The organism is Sphingobacterium sp. G1-14, assembly GCF_002196555.1.
Classification (GTDB): domain Bacteria; phylum Bacteroidota; class Bacteroidia; order Sphingobacteriales; family Sphingobacteriaceae; genus Sphingobacterium; species Sphingobacterium siyangense.
In genome coordinates this window covers 5,819,657-5,843,461 of record NZ_CP021381.1, presented here as the reverse complement: position 1 = coordinate 5,843,461, position 23,805 = coordinate 5,819,657, and the positions used below count along the sequence as shown (strand labels likewise).

General features: G+C 41.1%; 16 protein-coding genes. 8 read left to right on the top strand and 8 right to left on the bottom strand.

Going from position 1 to position 23,805, the window contains the following annotated elements; all coding sequences use genetic code 11:
* Nucleotides 1-6: 6 nt before the first annotated feature.
* The gene (gene mutL, locus CBM24_RS25090) at nucleotides 7-1,893 is read right to left on the bottom strand and encodes a DNA mismatch repair endonuclease MutL (protein WP_088163149.1); all 1,887 of its coding nucleotides are present in this window, start codon (nucleotides 1,891-1,893) and stop codon (nucleotides 7-9) included.
* Between the two features lie 303 nt (nucleotides 1,894-2,196).
* Nucleotides 2,197-5,037: an excinuclease ABC subunit UvrA gene (gene uvrA / locus CBM24_RS25085; RefSeq protein ID WP_070570252.1), complete on the bottom strand. Its 2,841-nt coding sequence runs from the start codon at nucleotides 5,035-5,037 to the stop codon at nucleotides 2,197-2,199.
* Nucleotides 5,038-5,193: 156 nt separating this feature from the next.
* On the opposite strand from uvrA, the gene CBM24_RS25080 reads away from it, so the two are divergent.
* A complete protein-coding gene (locus CBM24_RS25080) occupies nucleotides 5,194-6,249 on the top strand; it encodes a DUF2157 domain-containing protein (RefSeq protein WP_070570250.1) in 1,056 nt (351 codons plus the stop codon).
* 3 nt (nucleotides 6,250-6,252) lie between these two features.
* Here CBM24_RS25080 and CBM24_RS25075 read toward each other — a convergent pair whose 3' ends face one another.
* Together CBM24_RS25075 and CBM24_RS25070 are read right to left on the bottom strand one after the other, a co-directional pair.
* Complete coding sequence (locus CBM24_RS25075; RefSeq protein WP_070570249.1) at nucleotides 6,253-6,927, bottom strand: response regulator transcription factor; 675 nt, start codon at nucleotides 6,925-6,927, stop codon at nucleotides 6,253-6,255.
* Between the two features lie 83 nt (nucleotides 6,928-7,010).
* Nucleotides 7,011-8,354 (bottom strand): sensor histidine kinase, encoded by a 1,344-nt coding sequence (locus CBM24_RS25070; protein ID WP_088163148.1) that lies wholly within the window; start codon nucleotides 8,352-8,354, stop codon nucleotides 7,011-7,013.
* 185 nt (nucleotides 8,355-8,539) lie between these two features.
* Here CBM24_RS25070 and CBM24_RS25065 point away from each other — a divergent pair, with 185 nt between their 5' ends.
* Nucleotides 8,540-10,912: an outer membrane beta-barrel family protein gene (locus tag CBM24_RS25065; protein ID WP_088163147.1), complete on the top strand. Its 2,373-nt coding sequence runs from the start codon at nucleotides 8,540-8,542 to the stop codon at nucleotides 10,910-10,912.
* Between the two features lie 153 nt (nucleotides 10,913-11,065).
* On the opposite strand, the gene CBM24_RS25060 is transcribed toward CBM24_RS25065, so the two are convergent.
* From CBM24_RS25060 to CBM24_RS25050, 3 genes are all read right to left on the bottom strand, one after another.
* Nucleotides 11,066-11,482, bottom strand: a complete 417-nt coding sequence (locus CBM24_RS25060) for an OsmC family protein (RefSeq protein WP_070570243.1) — start codon at nucleotides 11,480-11,482, stop codon at nucleotides 11,066-11,068.
* Nucleotides 11,483-11,719: 237 nt separating this feature from the next.
* Complete coding sequence (locus CBM24_RS25055; RefSeq protein WP_088163146.1) at nucleotides 11,720-13,048, bottom strand: SGNH/GDSL hydrolase family protein; 1,329 nt, start codon at nucleotides 13,046-13,048, stop codon at nucleotides 11,720-11,722.
* A gap of 22 nt (nucleotides 13,049-13,070) precedes the next feature.
* Nucleotides 13,071-14,297, bottom strand: a complete 1,227-nt coding sequence (locus CBM24_RS25050; protein ID WP_070570239.1) for an OmpP1/FadL family transporter — start codon at nucleotides 14,295-14,297, stop codon at nucleotides 13,071-13,073.
* Nucleotides 14,298-14,444: 147 nt separating this feature from the next.
* Here CBM24_RS25050 and tpx point away from each other — a divergent pair, with 147 nt between their 5' ends.
* On the top strand, nucleotides 14,445-14,945 hold the full coding sequence (gene tpx / locus CBM24_RS25045; protein WP_046673694.1) for a thiol peroxidase: 501 nt from the start codon (nucleotides 14,445-14,447) through the stop codon (nucleotides 14,943-14,945).
* Nucleotides 14,946-15,039: 94 nt separating this feature from the next.
* Here tpx and CBM24_RS25040 read toward each other — a convergent pair whose 3' ends face one another.
* Complete coding sequence (locus CBM24_RS25040) at nucleotides 15,040-16,212, bottom strand: trans-sulfuration enzyme family protein (protein WP_075994398.1); 1,173 nt, start codon at nucleotides 16,210-16,212, stop codon at nucleotides 15,040-15,042.
* 622 nt (nucleotides 16,213-16,834) lie between these two features.
* Here CBM24_RS25040 and CBM24_RS25035 point away from each other — a divergent pair.
* From CBM24_RS25035 to CBM24_RS27425, 5 genes are all read left to right on the top strand, one after another.
* Entirely contained in the window at nucleotides 16,835-18,718 is a 1,884-nt protein-coding gene (locus CBM24_RS25035) for an alpha-L-fucosidase (protein WP_088163145.1), read from the top strand.
* Complete coding sequence (locus tag CBM24_RS25030; RefSeq protein WP_088163144.1) at nucleotides 18,708-21,047, top strand: glycosyl hydrolase family 95 catalytic domain-containing protein; 2,340 nt, start codon at nucleotides 18,708-18,710, stop codon at nucleotides 21,045-21,047. Before CBM24_RS25035 ends, CBM24_RS25030 begins: the two co-directional genes overlap by 11 nt.
* Nucleotides 21,034-22,236 carry a DUF4369 domain-containing protein gene (locus CBM24_RS25025; protein ID WP_088163143.1) on the top strand — a complete coding sequence of 401 codons (1,203 nt, stop codon included), beginning with the start codon at nucleotides 21,034-21,036 and terminating at the stop codon, nucleotides 22,234-22,236. Before CBM24_RS25030 ends, CBM24_RS25025 begins: the two co-directional genes overlap by 14 nt.
* Nucleotides 22,237-22,301: 65 nt before the next feature.
* Complete coding sequence (locus tag CBM24_RS25020) at nucleotides 22,302-23,162, top strand: helix-turn-helix domain-containing protein (protein ID WP_070570223.1); 861 nt, start codon at nucleotides 22,302-22,304, stop codon at nucleotides 23,160-23,162.
* Nucleotides 23,163-23,421: 259 nt separating this feature from the next.
* Nucleotides 23,422-23,625, top strand: a complete 204-nt coding sequence (locus tag CBM24_RS27425; RefSeq protein WP_159333438.1) for a hypothetical protein — start codon at nucleotides 23,422-23,424, stop codon at nucleotides 23,623-23,625.
* The last annotated feature ends 180 nt before the right edge of the window (nucleotides 23,626-23,805 follow it).

Below are 23,805 nucleotides of genomic sequence, written 5' to 3'. Positions count from 1 at the left end.
TATCTTCTAATTTTTGCCAAATTTTTCCGCTAATTCTTGCAATGTAAATGTTACAATCACAGGGTTGCCATAGATGGAGATATTGGGTGAGTGACAGGCAAATAGTCTGTCCACAAGCTCTGCCATTGCTGTATTGTCCAACGCGGTACCAGGTTTAATGGCCGCATTACGGGCAAGGCTTTTTGCAAGATTTTCGCGCTTAGCGAGCTTATACTCAGATTGATTGTTTTTGTAATCCTCCAATATTTTCTCAATCATCTTTATTTCGTCGAACCCTGTCCCTAAGTCTGCAGGAATTCCGTCAATAATATAGGAATTTTTTCCAAATTCACGAATTTGAAAGCCTAAGCCATTGATGTCTTCCAGGAGATCTTTCATTAATTCATTATCTGCAGCATTTAGGTCCAAAGTCTGTGGAAACAAACTTTGCTGACTCAGCCCTTTATGTTGGTCCAGTTGCGCAAGAAATTGCTCAAAGAGAATACGTTCATGTGCAGCCTGTTGATCAATTAGAATAAATCCAGAGTGAATCTGAGAGACAATATATTTATTATGGAGCTGAAAAAAGAGCTTTGAGGATGACTTATCCTCCACCTGAATGACCTGTGAGCTATCCGTATGCAATTCCGGCTCCGCATGCAATGGCAGCTGAACAGATTCCTCCTCTTCGACGATTTGGTACAGGGAATCCCAATTGCTAGGTATGCCACCTGTTTTCTTGTTAAGTCCTTCAGCGTAGCTTTCTGAACGGGTGTAGCTCGAATTGGATTTCGATTTGTCTGTATCAAATGGATTGAAGTCTGGATTAAAAGTTACCGTTGGAACGATAATTTCATCCAATGCCTTTTTTGTAATAAGATTGGTGAAGCTTGTTTCCTGTTCAAAATCCAAAGATGGCATGATATTGTACCGTCCCAACGATCTTTTTACGGCTGAACGGATAATGGCGTAAATAGCCTTATCGTCTTCATACTTAATTTCGGTCTTGGTAGGGTGTACGTTGATATCGATGCGTGCAGGATCTATGTCGATAAATAATACATAGAAAGGGAATGTTTCGGCCTGTAAAATATCTTCATAAGCATTCATGACTGCATGGTGCAGGTATGGATCACGTACAAAGCGTTTGTTGACAAAGAAAAACTGTTCACCACGTGTTTTTTTTGCAAATTCAGGTTTCCCAACAAAACCTTCTACCTTGATGATGGACGTATCTTCTTCCACCGGGACAAGTCGCTGATTGTAATTGTTGCCAAAAATATGGACAATACGTTGTTTCAGCGTCTCAGCCGGCAAATGGTAGATCTCATTTCCGTCGCTATGTAGGGTTAGGAAAATCTGTGGATTTGATAAGGCAATACGTTGAAATTCATCAATAATATGACGCATTTCTACCGAGTTGCTCTTTAGGAAGTTCCTTCGCGCAGGAATATTGTAAAAAAGATTTTTAACTAAAATATTTGTTCCGGCAGCAACAGCTTCCGGGTATTGGTTGACAACTTTTGATCCCTCTATCTCAACAACTGTACCCAGTTCATCTTCAATGCGGCGTGTTTTGAGCTCTACCTGTGCAATCGCAGCAATGGATGCCATTGCTTCACCACGGAAACCCATCGTACGGATAGCGAATAAGTCTTCAGCCTTACGAATTTTCGATGTTGCGTGACGTTCAAAACAAAGACGAGCATCAGTTACGCTCATGCCACAGCCATTGTCAATGACCTGGATCAATGACTTGCCTGCATCTTTAACAATAAGTTTTATTTTGTCAGCTCCAGCATCAATAGCATTCTCAATCAATTCTTTAATGGCAGACGCTGGTCGCTGCACCACTTCTCCCGCCGCAATCTGATTAGCAACATTATCTGGAAGTAATTGAATAATATCCGACATATAATACAAAGTTAAGAAATATCCATATTTACAGCGTATAAACACTGATGAAAATCAACTGGACATTCCGTATGTTCTTTAAAAGCAAAAACCTTTAATGTGTTCATTTATACAAATGAAAATGGATGGCATTGATAAATAGTTGTGTCCTATTCCTCGGCCGTCAACGTCAGTGTGCGATATCTATTGCCCCTGTAAGACAAAGCCCAAGGAGTTGGAAAACATTCCTGCGCAATAACCGAGCCATCCCGGGCAAACAGCAGCCGTGAAACATAATACTTCGCGGCTGCCGTTTCAAAGGCATTACATTTCCAATTTTAAGAAACGTGCTGTTTCGCTTTTATTATTTTTAATTAAGTTTTCAGGTGTTCCTTCAAATAGAACCTGCCCGCCGTCTTTGCCACCTTCGGGACCGATATCAATGACCCAATCGGCCGATTTAACGACATCAAGGTTATGCTCAATAATCAAAATGGTATTCCCGCGCTCGACCAGACGATTGATAACGCCCATAAGGACATTGACATCTTCAAAGTGAAGACCTGTTGTCGGTTCATCAAGGATATAGAATGTATTTCCAGTGTCTTTTTTAGAAAGTTCAGTAGCCAATTTTACCCGTTGTGCCTCACCTCCCGATAAGGTTGTGGAGGACTGTCCTAAGGTGATATAACCCAAACCTACATCCTGCAGTGTTTTGATCTTTCGGTAAATACTCGGTACATTTTCGAAGAAATCCACAGCATCGTTGATGCTCATATCAAGTACATCGGAAATGGATTTTCCTTTGTAGCGTACCTCTAAAGTTTCTCGGTTGTAGCGTTTTCCGTGACATGTTTCACAAGGAACCTGTACATCGGGAAGGAAATTCATTTCGATGACTTTCAGCCCGGCTCCCTGACAGGTTTCACAACGACCACCTTTGACGTTAAAGGAAAATCTTCCTGGTTTATAGCCTCTGATCTTAGCTTCTGGAAGTTGAACAAACAAGGTTCTGATATCCGAAAATACACCGGTATAGGTCGAAGGGTTGGACCGTGGTGTACGGCCGATAGGACTTTGGTCGATCTCGATGACTTTGTCAATATGTTCTAACCCTTCAATTTTTTTGAAAGGAAGTGGAATTGCTTTGGCTCTGAAAAAATGTTTATTCAAAATCGGGTATAAAGTACCTGTGATTAGGCTTGATTTACCCGAACCTGAAACACCCGATACAACAATGAGTTTTCCTAATGGAAAAGAGACAGACAGATTTTTTAAGTTATGTCCGGTTGCTCCATGTAATGACAATGTTTTTCCATTGCCCTCACGGCGTTTCTCGGGAATCTTAACCTCTTTTGTCCCGTTGAGGTAAGCTGCTGTTAAAGAGTTCGATTTTAGGATTTCTGTTGGTGTACCTTCGGCAACCACAGTCCCACCATGAACGCCTGCAGCAGGTCCCATGTCGATAACATGGTCGGCATGTAGGATCATGTCTTTGTCATGTTCCACAACAAGGACCGAATTGCCAATATCGCGTAGGTTTTTAAGCGCATTGATCAAACGTTCGTTATCCCGCTGATGGAGCCCAATACTCGGTTCATCCAGAATATAAAGTACATTCACCAGTTGGGAACCAATCTGTGTGGCCAAACGGATCCGCTGTGCTTCACCACCCGAAAGTGTTTTAGCTGTACGGTCCAAGGTCAAGTAATTTAGGCCGACATCCAGCAGGAAGCCTAAACGTGCGCGGATTTCCTTTAAAATCTCTGTTGCAATAATGAGCTGGCGTTCATCAAGTTTGCTTTCTACCTGATCAAACCATTCTTTGATGGATGTAATGTCCATCGTTGAGAGCTCATGGATGTTTTTATCCGCAATTTTAAAATGTAAAGATTCTTTTTTCAGACGCGCTCCCGCACAGGTTGGACAGGTCACTTTCGTTCTGAAGTCATCTAAAGAAGGTGCCTCATCCGATGATTTTCCCGAAAACTCTTCCAGCATCTTAAAGATTCCTTCAAATTCAACACGATATTCACGTGTGCCATAACTTCCATAAGATACGGTGACAACGATAGGCTCTTCCTTATTGCCAAATAAAAGCTGGTCAATCTGTTCTTCAGTTAGTTTTTCAAGCGGTGTTGTAATGGTAAAATCTAATTTTTTTGCGACAGCTTTCAATACTTCCGAAGTCCAATTTTCCCGGGTAGGTCCCAAAGGGGCCAAACCACCTTTTTGAATACTTAGTTTTTTATCCGGGATAACGGCATTCTTATCAATTTCAAAAATATAGCCCAAACCATCACATGTCGGACACGCACCGTATGGGGAATTGAATGAGAAGGTATTTGGCTGTGGCTCATCATAAGAGATCCCCGATTCGGCATCCATGAGATAACGGCTATAGAATTGCTCCTGATTATCTTTCGTGGAGACCTTGATGATACCTTTCGCTGTTTTCATCGCCTGCATCACGGAAGTTTGTAAGCGCTTTTTATCTTCACGCTCTACTTTCAGACGATCTACGACGATTTCAATATCGTGTATTTTGTAGCGGTCAACCTGCATTTTTGGAACAAGGTCCAATATTTCTCCATCCACACGTACTTTCACATAGCCTTGCTTACGGATTTGTTCAAACAACTCACGGTAGTGGCCTTTACGCCCCTTAACCACTGGTGCCAGGATGTTCAGTGCCTGTCCTTCAAACTCAGTCAAAATCCGTTCGATAACCTGATCGTCCGACATACGCTCCATTTTCTTCCCAGTCACATAGGAGAAAGCTTCTCCTGCTCGGGCAAATAGTAGACGCATAAAGTCATACACCTCAGTAATGGTCCCAACAGTGGACCTCGGGTTTTTGCTGGTGGTTTTCTGTTCAATGGAGATCACTGGACTTAAGCCCGATATCTTGTCCACATCCGGACGTTCCATGCCTCCCAAAAACTGACGGCTGTAGGCACTGAATGTCTCCATATACCGACGTTGTCCTTCGGCATAAATGGTGTCAAAAGCCAAGGAAGACTTTCCGCTGCCACTTAAACCTGTGATAACAACCAATTCATTTCTCGGAAAAGAAACATCTATATTTTTTAGATTATGCGCACGCGCTCCAAATACCTGAACTTCACTTTGTTCGCCCAAATCTGGGCTTCTTTTTACTGCCATGAAAACTCCTTAAGGTCCCGTGTGAGGGATTAAATGCAAAACATGCAAAATTACAGATTTTAAAGGAATTATGCGAGCATTTCTGACTTTTGGAACAAAATGTGATATACAAGTGATTTAAAAAAATAATGTACCTTGCACAGTAAATCTAAATTTATGCGAAAATACGACGTCAGCAAACAAGAGAAACAATCGATCGACGATATTGTCCAATTTTGGAAGAAAGAGAACTTATTAGATGAGCAAAAAGCGAACGAGCTGATGGATAGTTTAGACGTGAAAAGTTTTGATTGGGGACAACTGGCTAGATATGCCTTTTGGATTGCCTTGGCATCTCTGGTCTTCGCTGTCTTTTCGTTGTTTACAGATGCATCATTCTTGGCCTTTGTGGATACACTCTACGAAGCACCTAATATCCTATTTTGCTTCTTTTTCGCTGCCGTGGCTGTATTATTCTATACGCTGGGTTTTCGGTATAAGAAACGCTATCCTTATAAAAATCTATCTACGGAAACCATGATGCTGATTGGAGTTTTCGGAACTGCGGCCTGTATCGGGTTTATGGGTAAAGTATTGGATAAAGATACGATGCACTATTCCCTGTTATTTTTACTCTCCGTGGCGATTTATGGCTTTCTTGCCGTCAAGCTCGAGAGTAAGCTGATTTGGACGTTTATGCTTTTGGCCTTGGGCGTATGGTTTGCGACCGAGACCGCCTACCATAGCAATTGGGGATTTAAGTTTTGGGGGATGAACTATCCGCTGCGTTTTACCATTTTTGGGGCACTGATAACCGCGTTGGCTGTTTGGGTTCAACCCAGGTTTGAAAGGCTACAAATCTTTCAGCCCATCAGTTATATTGTGGGATTGATCTATCTGATGGTATCCTTGTGGACCCTTTCTATTTTTGGAAATTATGCTGATTTCTATGAATGGACGACTGTACGTCAATACCATATGTTCTACTGGGGTATTTTATCCACTGCCGTGTCGGTATTCCTGGTTGTCTACGGCTTAAAAGCGAAAGATAACGTCAGCAGAGAAGTAGGCTTTGTATTTTTAGTGCTCAATATCTATACCCGCTATGTCGAGTATCTCTGGGATAATATCAATAGAGCAGTGTTCTTTTTAATTTTGGCCGTGTCCTTTTGGTTTGTCGGCCGTTGGGCAGAGAAATTATGGAACAAACGGAAGGAAGAGATTGCTGGATAACTCTTAAAATTGAATCGTAAATCCGACACCTCTATTCGAACTGATGCTCAGATTAGGATCCAGGCTTAAATATTTGCGGATCCGGGTAATAAAGACATCCATGCTCCTTCCTGTGAAGAAATCTGCATTTCCCCATACTTTTTCAAGGATTTCTTCACGCGTGACAAGCTGATCATTGTGTTGCCATAGAAAGAGGAGAAGTTGGGCTTCACGTTCAGTGAGCTTATATTGTTTCGAAGCATGGCTTAATAATAATTGTTCAGGATGGAATAGATAGCTCCCGATGGCGATCGATTTTGGAGTACTATTTTTCTGATTCCGCTTTAATATATTTTGTATGCGAAGCAATAGTTCCTCGGGATCACAAGGTTTAGTGACATAATCATCGGCACCGATTTTTAGTCCCGTGAGCTTATCTATTTTTTGCTCTTTGGCTGTTAAAAAGATAAAGGGTAAAGTAGGGTATAGTGCATTGATTTCTTTGGCGAGGCTAAAACCACTGATTTGAGGAAGCATAACATCCAGTATAACCAGATCGTAATCGGCTAGCTGCTGGAAATTTTCCGTAAGATCATTGGGCTGTGCTATCCAGTCTATGGCAAATGTGGATAGCTCAAGGTATTGCTTAAGCATAAAACCAAAATCGGGATCGTCTTCAACGAGTAATATTTTATTCATTTTTGTTTTCAGTAGTTGAGTTAATATAAATACTTTAGTCTATGGCCGTCTATTGTCTTTTCACAGCTTATCCTTGTTTTTGGTCATATTTCCGATGATGGGACAAGCGCATGCGGCAGCTGGATTTTAAACGTAGTCCCGACATTGGGTTCGCTGGTTACAGTAAGTTGTCCGTGATAACGATCGACGATTTTTTTTACAAGGAAAAGACCTATTCCCAGGCCTTTGGTGTCGTGAATATTGTCTTTTTGGATGCGGTAAAACTTGTCGAAAATATAGGGTAGCTCGGACTCCTCCATGCCGTAACCGTTATCCTGTATATAAACCGAGAGTTTGCCTTTCTGATCCTCAAAAGAGATATTAATCCAAGTTGCACCATATTTTACGGCATTGTTCATCAGGTTCTGAAATAGTGTTGTCGCATCATTTGGGCTCAGGCATAGTTTGCCGTCAGGCAAGAGACTTAATTGGAATGCAATAGCGGAGTTGGTCAGTTGAAAATCGTCGAAAATAGCTTGTAGTTCTGTGCTTTTAACAGGAGGCTGATCAATAGTTTGAAGATTTTCGTTAAGTGGATCAAGGGTTTGTTCCAAGCGATTTACTTGTCGTTCAATGACGGTTATAATGCTTTCGTCTGTTGATTTCCGAAGTGTTTTAGCAGCAATTTTCAGGGTTGCAATAGGTGTTTTGAGTTCATGTGAAATATTGTCGACGACATCGTGCAGTACAGTGATCTGTTTCTGCTGTTTTCGGAGATTCTGAATGGTTCTATAAAAAAGCCAAAGAAAAGCGGCCAGAATAAATAGGGTGCTCAGTAGAAGCGAAGTGAGTTCCCTGAACAATATCCAGTTGAGATTTGTCACCTCAAAGGAAGTCTTCCGGTGAACAAAAAAGGTGTACAAGATCTCCCTGCTTTGGATACTGTCTTTGACTTTCTGTGTTTCCGTTTTTTCTGTTATCCACTCGCTTGAAGAGAGTTCTACAGGCTGACGAAATGTCCCATTCGTTATGTAAACCGTGATTGGACCAGCCGCAATCTGTTTTTCTAGGTTCTTAAAGTAGATACCCAAAATTTCCTTTTTCAGGATAACATCCATTCCCAAGGGTTTAAATAAGCTGTCGACGTATCGTGTAAGCTTTTGGGATGTTTTATGGGCGTTTGTGCGGTATAACTCCTTTAATTTTTCGGCCGTTATCTCATGTTTAACCAATTTGATGTAGTAATCTCTTGCAATGTCTTTGCTCATTAAATCATCATCAAAAAGCCTATCATTTTCATGGAGCTTGCTCAGCTTATTTTTCACCGTGGTAAAAATATCGCGTTGTTTGAGCTGATAGGTGTTGTGTAATTGATAGCTCTGTATGCCGATAAGAACGGCAAAAAATAATGTAAAGAGAACGATATAACTTTTGGGCTTCAATTCCATATACAAATATAACTGCTGAGGGCTAAGATAATATACCTTAACCCAGTATTAACCCTTTATTAACCATTATTTGCCGTCACTATAGACACTTTTGAAGCATAGCATATCAGTATGAAATGGCCGCGATTGTCAAATAGAATAATGCGGATAAGCTATACTAGAATTAAAAGACTAATTATTTGTACATGAAATTGATCCTATTTTTTCTGGCTTTCCCCCTGTTGCTTTCGGCACAGATTAAACAAATCGGGGGACAAGTACAGGATGCAAACAAAATTGTGCTGGCGGGAGCGACCGTTATGCTATTGGATAGCAACTATCAAGAGATCCGTGAAGTAAAGACTGACCATTTTGGAAAGTTTATACTTACGCTGGATCATCCTAGTGGATACTATCTACGGACAACCTATCTGAACTTCAAGTCTCAGGAACTTTTTTTTCGCAGCGATACCATTTCTTGCCCTTTGTTACTTGAACTTCTTCCTGAAGCAAAGGTACTCGAAGAAGCGCAGGTCGTGGGTCGAGCTCCCCGATTGATCCGTAAGTTGGACCGCTTGGAATTTAACGTTCAAAATTCCAATCTTTCAGCACTGAATAGCTGGGATATTTTGAAGCGTACACCCTTAGTGATGGTGAATGGTGCGGATTTAATGGTCCGTGGAAACAAAAATATTGTTGTCCTCATTAATGACCGCAAAGTGATGCTCACGGGGGACGAACTGAAAACCTATCTGGAGAATACAGCAGGTAGCGACGTGCAATCGATAGAGGTTATTACCAATCCACCTGCAAAATATGAAGCTGAGGGAAGCACGATTATCAATATTAAACTTTCCAAATCCAACCTATATGGCTTTAGAGGCACGGTGGTTGCATTGGCCGAAAAAAGCAGTACCTGGAAGCAACTGTTTGGACTGACCCAGTATTATAAAGATGAAAAATTCAATCTTCGTGGTACTTATAATTTCGGACGAGGGACCTACGCACGCTATGAAACGAATTATGTATATTATCCGAATGAGCAAACCTCATGGGAAGGTGTCATGGATCGATTTGATACCAATAACAGTCAGAACAGCTATGTATTTTCGATAGACTATACACCCGATACAACCTGGACGGTTAATGCTGGGCTAAATGGTTATTACGGACCGAAAACCTATGGTATTTATGAAGTGCCCACCATTATATACGATAAAAATCATGTACAGGAGTCTAGTTATTTTACCACCAATGATCATCAACGGTCGACAAAAACGAATAACCTCTACCTTCAGGTAACAAAGAAGCTTAATTCCAGGTGGAGCATAAATTGGTCATCCTACTTCACTGACAATCATTCGACAAATGATCAGGATGTACTGACAGCGCTGCGATTTAAGGGGGAGGAACCGACAGATACCCGATTTATTAGTAATAATGGAAATAAAAATCGGCTTTTTTCTTCCCAGATAGATTTCACCGGAAAAATAAGGAAGCTGGGGATGGAGTTTGGTGGAAAATTTAGCGATGTGAAAACGACGAGTACCCTTGCTTTCTTTGATGATGAATCAGGAGAGCTCGAGCAAAGGCCTGATAAGAGTAGTGTGTTTGATTACAAAGAACGTAATGTGGCTTTGTATGGCTCATTGGACTATGCCTGGAAAAAATGGAGCTGGAAAGCAGGTTTAAGGGGAGAATATACCGATTTGGAAGGTATTGTATCCGAACCAACTGATATCAATAAGCGTGATTATTTTGTGCTCTTTCCGACATTTTACATGCAATATGCCTTGACTGACGATCAGCAGTTTGGTTTTTCCTATGGGAAGCGTATCAGCCGACCTTCTTACTCTTGGCTTAATCCCGCAAAATCCTATTACAATCGTTTTTCTTATTTTCAGGGAGACCCACGTTTAAGGGCGACGATCGTTCATAACCTGAATCTGACCTGGACAAAAAACAACTGGAATATCGATCTCTTCTACCGATTTGAAAAGTGGCCCAATATGGAAATTTCCCGCCAAGATAACAACAATCACCAACTTATTTTCCAATATACCAATATCAAGAAAGGACAAGGGGCAGGGATAGACTTAGGAAAGAGTTTTCAGCTGACCGGCCGCTGGGGATTGAATCTGCAGCTAGAGGGGATGTATAACCAGAATTACTTTATGGGTACTGATGACATATTGCACAAGAATGATGTGTATATCGGCAACGGAAACGTAAGCACCAACTATGTGCTGAATAAGGATGCCGGTTGGAACCTTGAACTGGGTAATACATTTACATCGCCCACGATACAGGGGCCATTTCATATTACAGGGTATTCAAGTACCTATGTGATGACAAATCGAAAATTCTTTAAAAAGAAATTTGAAGTAAATCTATCATTTATAGATATTTTCAAAACAGAGAAAATGACGATATCATCCAAGTACGGCGATCAAAATAATTTTTATAGGGACTATCGGGATACCAGAAAAGTAAATCTGACGCTGCGGTATCATTTTGGAAATCAGAAAGTCAAAAGCAGTAATCAACCCACTAGAACAGAAGAGCAGAATCGTTTGTAAATCAGTTAACCCTAGTAAAGTTAAATCCTTCCGATTCCCTGTATCTATTTTATTCATAATACATTGGTAAAGGAAATGGATGTCGCATTCATTAAAAACAATAATCCTCCACATCGCATGTGGAGGATTATCAGATGCTAAGAAAGTATTTTCTTAGTTTATTTTCAAAGAATACGTGATATTAATACCACCAGCGGCAAGCATATCGTGTACTGAGCAATATTTTTTAACGGCTAATTCAGCCGCTTTGGCTGCTTTTACCTCATCAATTTCACCTTTTAGGAAAAAATTAATGTGAATATCTGTAAATACTTGTGGAATTTCTTCCCGGCGTTTACCTTCTACTTCGACCTGGATATCGTCAATTTGTTGGCGTTGTTTTACCAATATGCTATGGAGGTCAAAGACGCTGCAAGAACCCAGTGCCATTAAAACCAATTCCATTGGACGCACACCTTTTCCTTCACCGCCGATAGCTTCCGAGCCATCAATGTTGACTTTGACAGGGGATAATTCACTGCTGGCTTCGAAATGCACAGCTTGGTTGACACGGTTTAATTTGATTTTCATCTTATTTTATTCTTTTTTTGCTCGTTTAGGCTGTGGAACGTGAAACGAGTTTTTTTCTGTTCAATCTATACTAAACAAACTTAGATAAATTACCTTTTATATACAATATAATTGCGTAGTATATAAAAGTAATTTATCGATCTCTCCTCTGCCTATTGAGGAACTTATTTATAGAGGAAATATACAAAAAAGGCAGACGATTATTCGTCTGCCTTTTGTCAGTATGTTGATCACTGTTTATTTTGTGAAGGTATCGGGCAGTTTGACACCGCGATATTTCGCTACATCAACTTGTGGAATCTTTGAGCCATATTTAGAATTGATGGCACTGATAAAGATGTTCGCCATTAGGGCGTTTCCAATTGGTGTTAAGTGAATACCATCTAAAGAGAATGAATTTCCGGTAATGTATTTTGCGCTCACCGCTAGTCCGTTGATACGAACACCTCCTTTTACATTATTCAAGAATTCATGCACATCAGCTAAAGCTAGACCTTTTGAATTTGCAGCAGCTTTGATAGCCGCATTATACTCGTTGATACGTTGTACGACCGTTGCTGTTTCGCTTACATCAAGTACGTATTTGTCTTCGACGGGGTTCAGTGGGTGTAAGCCGTACGGAATTTGTGCAGCATTTGGTTTTCCTAATAATCCTGTTGAGGAGAAAGGAAGAACAAAATAATCTTGATCGGTAGCTGCACGGGGACCTGACTTGGTTGCTATGTAGATATTTGTTACCGGTGTCGGCGGATTTGTTGCATTGACAGCAGCCAATAAAGCAGCACGGGTTACCGTTGTAAAATAGGGTGTTGCTGTTACATCTGGAATTGTTGCTAGTACTCCTTTTCTATTCCCCTCAGTCAGTGCCTGTACATAGCCATTGAGAATCGCAGTAAACTGAGCCGTTTCTGTCAACACAGTTGTCGGATCCGGTTGTTTTGTTGTTGGGTTAATGTTCACTACACCACCATTTGTTGCCCAGCCGAGCGCGTCGTTATTTCCAAGCGCAAAACTAAAGAAGGTATGGTTTTGCGTGGTGGAATAGGTGAAATATGTTTTCATCGCATCTGCATCAGGTAGTAATCGCTCGAAATACATGTTTCCAGCGGGAGACCCCATACCTGCTACCATAGAAAGATCCATACGCATACCTGGTACACCAAGGTTGTTAATCGGGTCGGTATATTTTGTCAATAATTTTGGTGAAGCTGAGCGATAGGCCAATTTATCCGTTACTTGGGCAGTAACAGGCTGTCCATTGACAAGTGCTGTAAGCGTAATATAGCCAGAACCATTGGCTTGATCTTCACTGAAAAATGGCGATTTGAACTCACCACCACCCACTTGTTTTAATTGCTCTGCAATTAAATTGGGGTAAGCCACCTTTTGGCCCTCCAAGTAGAGTCCGCCATCGGCATAACCTGCTGTCAATGAATTTCCGATGGCAACATATTTTGAAAAATTAAGCGATCCAGCCGAAGGCGTATATTCGTCCAAGGTAGGTTTACATGAGGCGATCGCTAAAAGTGCTAACGCCGCAGCTATATAAAGTTTGTTTTTTTTCATCTTAGTCAAATTTGGCTGTTAATTACCATTTATAGCTTACACCAATACCAGGAGCAAAAATATTTGTCGCATAAGTCCCGGAAAGATGACTCTCCACATTGGTTGATTGGCGAGCCACGATGCGTTGGTATGCAAAGGAACCTGTGACGTCAAATTTTGGTGATGGTTTTATTGTAAAACCTCCTGATATCAAATACCTGGTGTTATCTGGTGTCTCCGGATAAACATAAGCACTCTGCTGTACTGGAGTTGCGATCACACCGCCACCTATACGTAATTGCAAGCGGTCGGAAGCAATATATTCCAATCCTGCTTTGACGGATCCTGCTTTATCGTATTTTTTTGGAGAATGCGTATCTTGCAATACCGGCGTATTTTCTTTGTAATCGAAATCTAGCGCCTTATAGATGTCATAATTGATGATTGTTGCATCAAGAGCCATCTTCAATTTCTCCGAAATAGGGAAGGCAACGCCCGCGGCAAATGTGGATGGTAGCGGTAATTCAGCACTGAATTTGTTGCCCGCAGGGAAGTTGCTTGCTACCGATTCAGGCACGTCAAAATTTGCATCTCCATTTTTAAGTTTGGTGACGACTTTAGAGCGGTAACTTACCGATATAGCGAAGTCGTCTTCTAAGTTATAATGAATACCCACGTTATACCCCGTTCCAGTTCCAGTTCCTTTTAGGGTTGCCAGTCCGGCGTGACCGTCTGGATAGAATACCGGAACAGAATTCTCGAGGTCTACGGTACCAATGTTGTATACAAAACCACCCCCAACACTAAAATTTTCAGTCAGTTTGAAACTCAATGTGGGCTGAATATAGATTGCACGTAGCGAAAGGCTGACCAAACTGAATTTACCTACCCAATCTTTCCCCCAATCGACGGCTCCACCGTAAGGTGTGTATACTCCAATACCGGCTTTCCACCAGGAGTTTTTAGGGCCGAATGCAGCAAATAATGAAAAAGGAGTTGAAATCTGATTTCTAGTATGATAAACAACTGTACTGCCGACCTCTTGAAAGCCAGATTTGTACATCACGGCATTACCGGCAACTGAAATAGCGTTATGGTCCATTTTTGCTAAAGCACCCGGACTATAAAAAATGGAAGACTCATCTAAAAAGTAAGCAGAACCTGCTCCCCCCATTCCCACAGCTTTGGGACTTTGTAGATTCACTTGAGATCCTTGTGCAAACAGGAGTGACGGACTTGCACAAAGTATTGAGAATAGTAGTTTCTTCATACTAGTGTTTATTTTTGGTTAACATTCCACTTTCAAATACAATGCTAACATAATAAATGTTTGACTAAAATTAATAAATGTTGTGTAATATTTTTTTTGCTCGTACCTTTAAGTGCAAGGATACTAAAAATTAAACGATCATATTATATGGCTACAATCACTTTTAAAGGCAATCCAGTAAACACAAAAGGCAGTTTACCACAAGTTGGCGAGCAAGCTCCTGATTTTAAATTAACTGCAGGCGATCTTTCCGATAAGTCTCTTGCAGACTTTAAAGGAAAAAAAATTGTATTAAATATTTTTCCTAGTGTAGATACCGGAACTTGTGCCGCTTCCGTACGTGCATTTAATAAAGAAGCATCGCAGTTGGATAATACTGTCGTGTTATGTATATCGAAAGATCTACCTTTTGCACAAGGTCGCTTTTGTGCGGCAGAAGGTCTAAATAATGTAGTGACGTTATCAGAGTATAAAGATTCAAACTTTTCAGATGCTTATCAACTGGCTATTGCGGACGGACCGTTGGCAGGTTTGTTGAGCCGTGTTGTCATTACATTGGATGAAACTGGAAAAGTACTGTATGAAGAGCAAGTTGCAGAAATAGCTGACGAGCCAAACTATGCGGCAGCGATCGCATCTTTGAATTAAGAGTAACTTTGGAATAATCTAAAAAGCCTTTGCTTATGTTATGCAAAGGCTTTTTTAGTTAATGTATATTCGTTAACTATGACAAAGCGAACGTTTATTTCGTTTTCTCTAAAGCCTGCAAGATATCGTTGATGATATCTTGTTGATCTTCCAGACCCACAGACAGGCGAATGCTACCCGGTTTGATGCCTAAGTTCAAGCGTTCATCTTCCGACAATTTTGAGTGTGTAGTGGAAGCTGGATGCGTTGCGATTGATCTTGAATCTCCTAGATTAGAGGTGTATAAAATCATTTCCAAATGATCCACAAAGGCTTTTGCTCGCTCAAAACCACCTTTGACAACAAAGGTTACAATACCGCCACCAGCTTTCATTTGTTTCTTGGCCAGCTCATATTGTGGATGGCTTGGTAAAAATGGATATTTTACATCCTCAATTTCCGCATGATTTTCCAATGCCTCGGCCAAAGCCAATGCGTTGGAACAATGGCGGTCCATACGAATGCCCAGCGTGTCTAAACTTTTTGATATGATCCATGCATTGAATGGGGAGAGTGCTGGGCCTGTATGACGGATAAAGAACATCAATTTGTCGATTAGCTCTTGTTTTCCGACCACAATTCCACCTAATACACGACCTTGCCCATCCATATATTTGGTGGCCGAATGGATAACTAGGTCAAATCCATATTGAATCGGTTTCTGAAGATAAGGCGTAGCAAAGCAGTTGTCGATCGACAGAATGATATGGGGATATTTCTCCTTGAATTTACCCAACCATTCCAAATCAACCAGTTCCAAACCAGGATTGGATGGCGATTCCAAAAAGATGATTTTCGTATTGGGTTGAATCGCTTTTTCCCATTCTTCAGGATTAGCAGCGTCTACGTAAGTTGTGGTAACACCCCAACGTGGGAAGAGTTCCGTAAATAACTGATGCGTGGAACCGAATATCGCGCGTGAAGAAACGATATGGTCTCCACTTTCGATAATGCCCGCAAAGGAGGCAAATACTGCTGCCATACCTGATGCAAAAGACAACCCTGCCTCTGCGCCTTCAAGAATACAAACTTTGTTGATGAATTCTGAAGTATTTGGATTGGCATAGCGGGAATAAATCATTGCATCCTCTTCGCCAGCAAAGACCGCCCGACCTTGTTCAGCGCTGTCGAAGATAAAACTTGATGTAAGGTATAAAGGAGTCGAATGTTCGCGAAGTGCTGAACGATCGACCTGTTCACGTATGATTTTAGATTGATCTTGTTTCATGATGGGTAAAGTTACGAGATGAAATTTTTATATTCGTATAATTAGCAATGAAATAACCCATCTTATGAAAAAAATATGGCTTTTGCCTTGTACTATATTCCTAGTGCTTTGCTTTTCCTGTTCAAAGGAAGGAGAAATGGACTTAAGGAACAAACCGAAAAAAATTGCCAATCTCGAGTATAGCCTAAGCGAGCATCTAGTAGAACGCTGTTAACTATTTTATCCCCTAATTAAAGGATCGATGATTTTTGAACCACGAGGGAAAGAATCTGATTTTTCAGGAAAGTAGAATAAAAAAAGGATATTTTAGGTGCGATATAGCTGATCAATTGACTGAATGATTGCTTTTTCTTTAGCATTAGAAAATAAATAGGAGCTGAAAAACGGTTATAGCTTTACAGGATAAGCTAAATTCTTGCTAGAAAATAGCAGCATGGATAAATTGGAATACTTATTTTAATCAATCGATTGATTTGAACAAAGAATACGATTTGACCCAGGGGTAAATCCTATTGGAGCTGAGCATCGGTCGGTTTTGTACGCAAATGTTACATACAGCATTTTGCAAAACTTCTTATCTTAGGGCTTTACAACCTAATTTTCTAGAACATAAATATAGACTATGTTGACAATCTTGTTATCCTCCATTTTACTTTCCAGCGGGCCTGTAGCCAAATCAGATACTTTAAAAGCTTACGGGGCTCTGCCAACCGAGCGTCAATTAAAGTGGCAAGAGATGGAAACGTATTGTTTGATTCATTATACGCCGACAACTTTCCAAAATAAGGAGTGGGGTTATGGTGATGCACAGCCCTCGTTGTTTAATCCTTCGGCTTTTGATGCAAATCAAATTGCTAAGGCAGCGGCAGCAGGTGGTTTCAGGGGCTTAATTAGTGTGGCAAAACACCATGATGGATTCTGTTTGTGGCCAACCAAGACAACATCCTATAGTATCGCTTCTTCACCATGGGAAAATGGAAAAGGTGATATGGTCAAAGAATTTATGCAAGCGACCCATCGAAATGGGATGAAATTTGGTGTATATCTTTCTGCTTGGGATCGTCACGATGAACGTTACGGTACGCCGGCCTATGCTGAAGCCTACAGACAGCAGCTGACTGAATTGATGAGCAATTATGGCCCTTTGTTTACATCCTGGCATGATGGAGCAAATGGTGGTGATGGCTTTTATGGTGGCCATGAAGGAAAGCGTATCATCGACCGAACAACTTACTATGAGTGGCATGAAAAAACCTGGCCAATTGTACGAAAATTACAACCTGAAGCGGTTATTTTCTCAGATATCGGTCCGGATATGCGCTGGGTGGGTAATGAAAAAGGATTTGCTGCTGAAACATCATGGGCAACATTTACGCCGATTGGCTTAAACGGAAAAGTCGCTGTACCCGGAGCGACAGAATCACATAATGCCGAAACAGGTGACCGTAATGGTAAATATTGGATACCTGCTGAATGTGACGTGCCACAACGTCCGGGATGGTTTTATCATGAAGAACAAGATAGCCGTGTAAAAACACCAAATCAACTTTTTGAGATCTATTTAAAATCAGTTGGAAGAGGAGCATGCATGAATCTTGGTTTAGCACCGATGCCTTCTGGTACATTACATGAGAATGATGTGAAGTCGCTGCAGGCTTTTGGGAAAAAAGTGAGGGAAACTTTCCGTACAAATCTGGCTAAGGGAGCAACCATCACGGCATCTAATGTCCGTAATGGTGATTCAAAATCCTATGGTACTTCCTTTATTACAGATAACGACCGCTATAGCTATTGGGCAACAGACGATTCCAAAACATCGGCAACATTGGAAATAAAATTAAAATCCCCTGCGAAATTTGATCTTATTCAGTTGAGAGAGAACATTAAGTTGGGACAACGTATCGACAGTGTCTCCATTGAACGTTGGGAAAATAACAGCTGGAAACCTTTGGCCAAAGCAACAAGTATCGGCGCAAACCGCCTCATCAAACTCGAGCAACCTCAAACTGCAAGTAAACTACGTCTTCATGTTTATGCTCCGGTAGCAATCACGCTCAGTGATTTTGGACTGTTCAAGGAGTACAACGAACCCTTTGCATTTAATACCAAAGAGGTGAAAAAGCTGACAGGGTTTAAGATTTCGACAGGTAGATCCAATAATAATGCTTATTTATCTGACGGAAAACCAAGTACTTTTGCGACTGTTGCCGATCAAGGTGTAATCGTTGTCGCTACAGACAAACCTGTTTCTGGTATCGGCTTCCTTCCTCGTCAGGATGGAAAGAACGTAGGGACACCAACACATTACAAAATATCAACTAGTACTGACGGGAAAACATGGATCCTTGTTAAAGAGGGTGAGTTTTCCAATATTAAGGCGAATCCGATTTTGCAACAGGTGTTTTTCGATACGAACAGCGCAACCAAGTTTATCAAATTTGAACCAAAACAATTTATTGATGGCAATGAATTGGCCATAGCGGAATTTGAATTGTATGGTAAATAGATTTTTAATGCTTATCGTGGTATGTATATGTCATACCACGATGCTTTTTGCTCAACAAAATCCACTCGTACTTTGGTATAATAAGCCCGCGAAGGTTTGGGAAGAGACCTTGCCATTAGGAAACGGACTCATCGGCATGATGCCAGATGGAAATCCTAGTCATGAAAAGATCGTACTCAACGAGATTAGTATGTGGTCGGGCAGTCCAGAGGATCCCAATAATTATGAAGCCTATAAAAATGTTGAAGCTATTCAGGCGTTGCTTAAGGCCGGTAAAAATGATGAAGCCGAAAAATTGGTCAATGAAACTTTTGTGACCAAAGGCAAGGGGTCTAGTTTTGGTAATGGGGCAACGGTTCCCTACGGCTGTTATCAGCTATTCGGCGACCTTATACTCGATTATAAATTGCCCGCGGGAAGGATCAAAGATTACAAGCGTTCCTTGGACTTAGCGACAGCCTCGGCACAAACTTCATTCAAGATCAACGGACAACAGTTCCAACGTCGTTATTATACTTCTTTTGACAATAATGTAGGTGTTATCCAATTGAGTCAACATAACGATGAGGTACAGCAGTTAGGCATATCATTCCAGCGCCAGGAAAATATTGACCGTTATACCTTGTTGGACGATGGGATTCTGGTTGAGGGATCTTTGCCTGATGGAAAGGGAGGTAAAAATCTGAAATTCGTTGGATTTATTCAGGTTAAAGGTAAAAATCTGCAGATCAACAAAAAGGATAAAACCTTAGAGGTGTCGGCAAATGGTGGTCTTACTATCTATTTCTCAGCAAGTACTTCCTATTATGGAAAGGACCCCTTACCTGTTGTCAAAGCAGCGGTTACAGCAGCAAAAACTGCTGAAGAACAAAAGGTATATCGGGATCATCTCGCTGCGTATCAAAAGGTCTTCGATCGGGTAAGTCTCAATCTGTATGGAAATACAGTGAATAACGCTATTCCGACCAATGAACGCATTGCTAATTTTTATAAAAATCCGGTTCAGGATCCCGATTTGGCAACGATTTATTATCAATACGGAAGGTATTTGAATATTTCAAGTGCTGCCCCGAAAAATACAAAAGCACTCCCGCCAAACCTTCAGGGACTATGGGCTAATCAGATCAATACGCCTTGGAATGGTGATTATCATCTCAACATCAATGCACAAATGAATCATTGGGGCGTGGAGGTTAATAATCTGAGCGAGTATCATAAGCCTTTTATCGAAATGATAAAACGGATTGCAAAGACAGGTGAGCAGACTGCAAAGGCATACTATAATGCACCGGGTTGGGTGGTCTATATGATGACGAATATCTGGGGCTATTCCGCTCCGGGTGAGCAGGCTTCCTGGGGAGCCAGTACGGCATCGGGCTGGCTATGTAATCATCTCTGGGAACATTATCTGTTTACCGGCGATAAAAATTACCTCAAAGAGATTTATCCGATATTAAAAGGAGCAGCCGTATTTTATGATCACACACTTGTTCAGGATCCTAAAACCGGATGGTGGGTCACTTCACCATCGGTGTCGCCGGAAAATGCTTTCCGAATGGCCAATGGAAAAGTTGCTGCGGTTGTGATGGGGCCTACCATTGACAATCAGATCGTACGGGAGTTGTATCAGGCAGTAATTCAAGCAGATTCTATCCTGGCGATGAACGATAGTTTTGCCGGTACCTTGAAAACAAAGCTGAAGGATATCCCTCCGCCTGTAGTCGTTAGCCCATCCGGGCGTGTCATGGAATGGCTCGAAGATTATCAGGAAGTTGAACCTAAACACCGACATGTATCGCATTTATATGGTTTGTATCCTGCGGCATTTATCTCGCCACAGACGACACCTGAATGGGCTGAAGCAGCACGTAAGACTTTAGCTGTGCGCGGCGATGAAGGAACGGGCTGGTCGAGAGCCTGGAAAATATTGTTTTGGGCGAGATTACAGGACGGTGATCATGCACTCGAAATTCTAAGGCAGTTGCTTAAACCTGCTTTTACCAATGAAACAACCTATCAGGGAATCGGGGCAGGTACCTACCCTAATTTATTCTGTGCGCATCCGCCTTTTCAGATCGATGGAAACTTTGGCGGTGCAGCCGGGATTGCCGAGATGTTGATACAGAGCCACAATGGTTATATCCATCTATTACCTGCTCTACCCAAAGCTTGGTCAAAGGGTGAAGTTAAGGGACTTAAAACCCGTGGAAACTATACCGTAGACATCAAATGGGAAAATGGAAAGGTTTCCGCCTTGCAGATTAAAGGTAAAAAAGGAAAGCTTCGTCTATTTGAAAACGGAAACTATAAAGATTATGAAGTTCGTTAACTATTTTTGTTTGGTGTCTGTGCTGGCCTTGGGGACGACAGCCTGTACCCAAAAGTCCGAATCGGCGAAGACAGCCGCCTTGTTGAATAGCTTTAGCTATAAGATAACTGGAAAAACCACTGCCGCGGACGGGACTCAGGTGAGCCTCGTCGATCACGATAATAAACTGCAGCAATTTGTAAAAACGCCGGTTGCCAATGGGCAATTTGTTTTGGAAGGCGAACTAGCCATGGCCGGATTTTATGATATTCAGATAAAGGGTATGGAGGCCTATACATTATTTGTCGAAGGCGGGAGTGACTATGATCTGAGTGAAAATCAGGGTAAGTTTACCTTGACAACCTCTTCGCAGAATGCCAAGGATTTCATACAGTTCAATGCGAACTATAAACAGCGTGAAGAGGAGGAAAAAAATAAAACAGCAAATAAAAGCCAACGGGTAAGGCAGCTGGAGAGTCAGTTGCCTTCGATGGCTGCAAGAAATGATGGTTCCTATGAGAAAACAGTGGATGAAATACAGCGCTTAAGCGGTAATGCCGCATTTAATCCACGCACACTATACGCCGATTTTATTCTCGATAGTACCCACCGTTCATCCTTAGTATTGCCTTATTTTTTTAAATACATCTCCTTGGATCAGACGAATTATAAAAAATTCGATGCCGCATTGCTGAGTTTTAATACGGATTTGCAGAAGCATCCTTATTTTAAATTTGCCCGCGAAAAGGTCGATAGGGTGAAAGACTTCTATGAAAATATGCCTGTATTTCCTGCTATTAGCCCGATGAATGTAGAACGGGATAGTTTGAATTTAAAGAATATTTCAAAGGCTAAAATGCTGATTGCCGCGTTTTGGAGAACTTCCAATACAAATAGCAAGGCAGATATAGTGATGTTACGGAAAAAAGAATCTCAGTTGAACGCTATGGGGGTAAGGGTTATCTATTTTTCGCTGGATAAGGATCTGGATAAATGGATCAAATCAAGTAAGGAGCTGGCGCTAGGGAAGCAGAGCTATTTTTTGAATTATAATGACCAGGCAACGATGGAAAATGATTTTGGTATAGATCGTACGCCAAGTTATCTATGGATAAATCCGCAGACCTTCCAAATTTTATCCTTGAGTGGTGAGGATCCAGCAATGCCACAGTTTTTAGGAAAGGTAAAGGAATTTCTTGCTAAAAATTAACGATTATTGTCTTAAAAAATCTTACATTTGAATTAACTGTTTAATATTTGTTATTTCAATACATAATGAAAGTCGTTCAATTTACAGTTCCGGTTGTTTACCAAGGATCTATTTGTGTGCAGGAAGACATTCTGCCTTCATTCTATAGCAACTATCACCGACACAAGGAAATCCAACTGACCTACATCCTGAAAGGGCGGGGAACCTTTATGATTGGCAACTTTACACATAGTTTTGAAGAGGACGAGATCTATATCGTTGATGCGGATGAACCGCATATGTTCAAAACGGGGGAAGATATAAGGGATGGCATTCATGCCATCCATATTTTTTTCGACTACGAACATTTTAAACCCTTTCTGGATTTCCCTGAATTCGATGATGTTAAGTATTTCCTGGAACACATCAACGTCAGTAAAAAATTGGATGCGGAGCATTCCGTCGCGTTGAAAGAAAAATTTGTACAGATTAACGTGAGTGCGGGCATAGATCGTCTCCTCTCGTTTGTGAAGCTGATTAATTTTTTAAGTAAAAAAGTAGATCAATGGACTTCGCTGTATACAGGTATTCCACAAAAGAAGTTCTCAGATGCCGAAGGATTGCGAATCAATGAAATATTCCAATATACTTTCCAGCATTTTGGAGACAAGATTTCCTTGGAAGATATAGCAGCGGTAGCACACATGACACCACACGCATTTTGCAAGTATTTTAAGAAACATACCCGGAAAACCTATGTTACCTTCCTCAATGAAATCCGGATTGAACGCGCCTGTAAAATGTTGATTGACGAATCTTCGGAAAGTGTTTCTAATATCGCTTTTAAAACAGGGTTTAACAATGTTGTCAATTTCAATCGGGTGTTCAAGAAAATAACCAAACTGTCGCCGAGTGAATATGTACAGGAACATCGTATGCGCGATTAAGCTGTTTGACGCATGTTACGATGCGGGAACCTTATCCCATTGATTTTTGGTAGGCGCCCTGCGGAGATCTGAAGAAGGGTTTTATTGACAATATCGGAGAAAGACTCGTCACTGTTAATTTTAAGAGCAATGACATCGCGATGCGCGAAATTGGACATTCCTTTGCCCAGCTTTCCGATGAGTATTGGACTGGTAATCCATATGCTATTGAGTCTGTAAACCGCTCGCAATCGGCAGATGCAAAGCAGGTCCACTGGAAATGCTGGCTTGGAAAAGACGGAGTTGGTATTTGGACAAAATTGATAAGCCAAAGAATATTCAGGTTAAAATAGACAAGAAGAAAAACACAGTACAGTTGACGGTAAAAGATAAAGTCGATGCGCATTATAACTATATCTGGTTGAATGAAGATGGTAATCCGATTAGGAATGGGACGAATTTAATGGCGAGTATGTACGTCTAAGAGGGCTGAATAATGTGCTCAAAATGAAATTAACAATCTCTTCTGGAAAGATATACGTTCAAAAAATAGATAAAGAGACCACTTGTAAAAGCGAGAAAACGATTGTAATTTTTTAGTTACGCTATTGGAGTGAAATGATTTATAAGTTAATTTTAATCTGCCGGTTAATTAACTTATAAA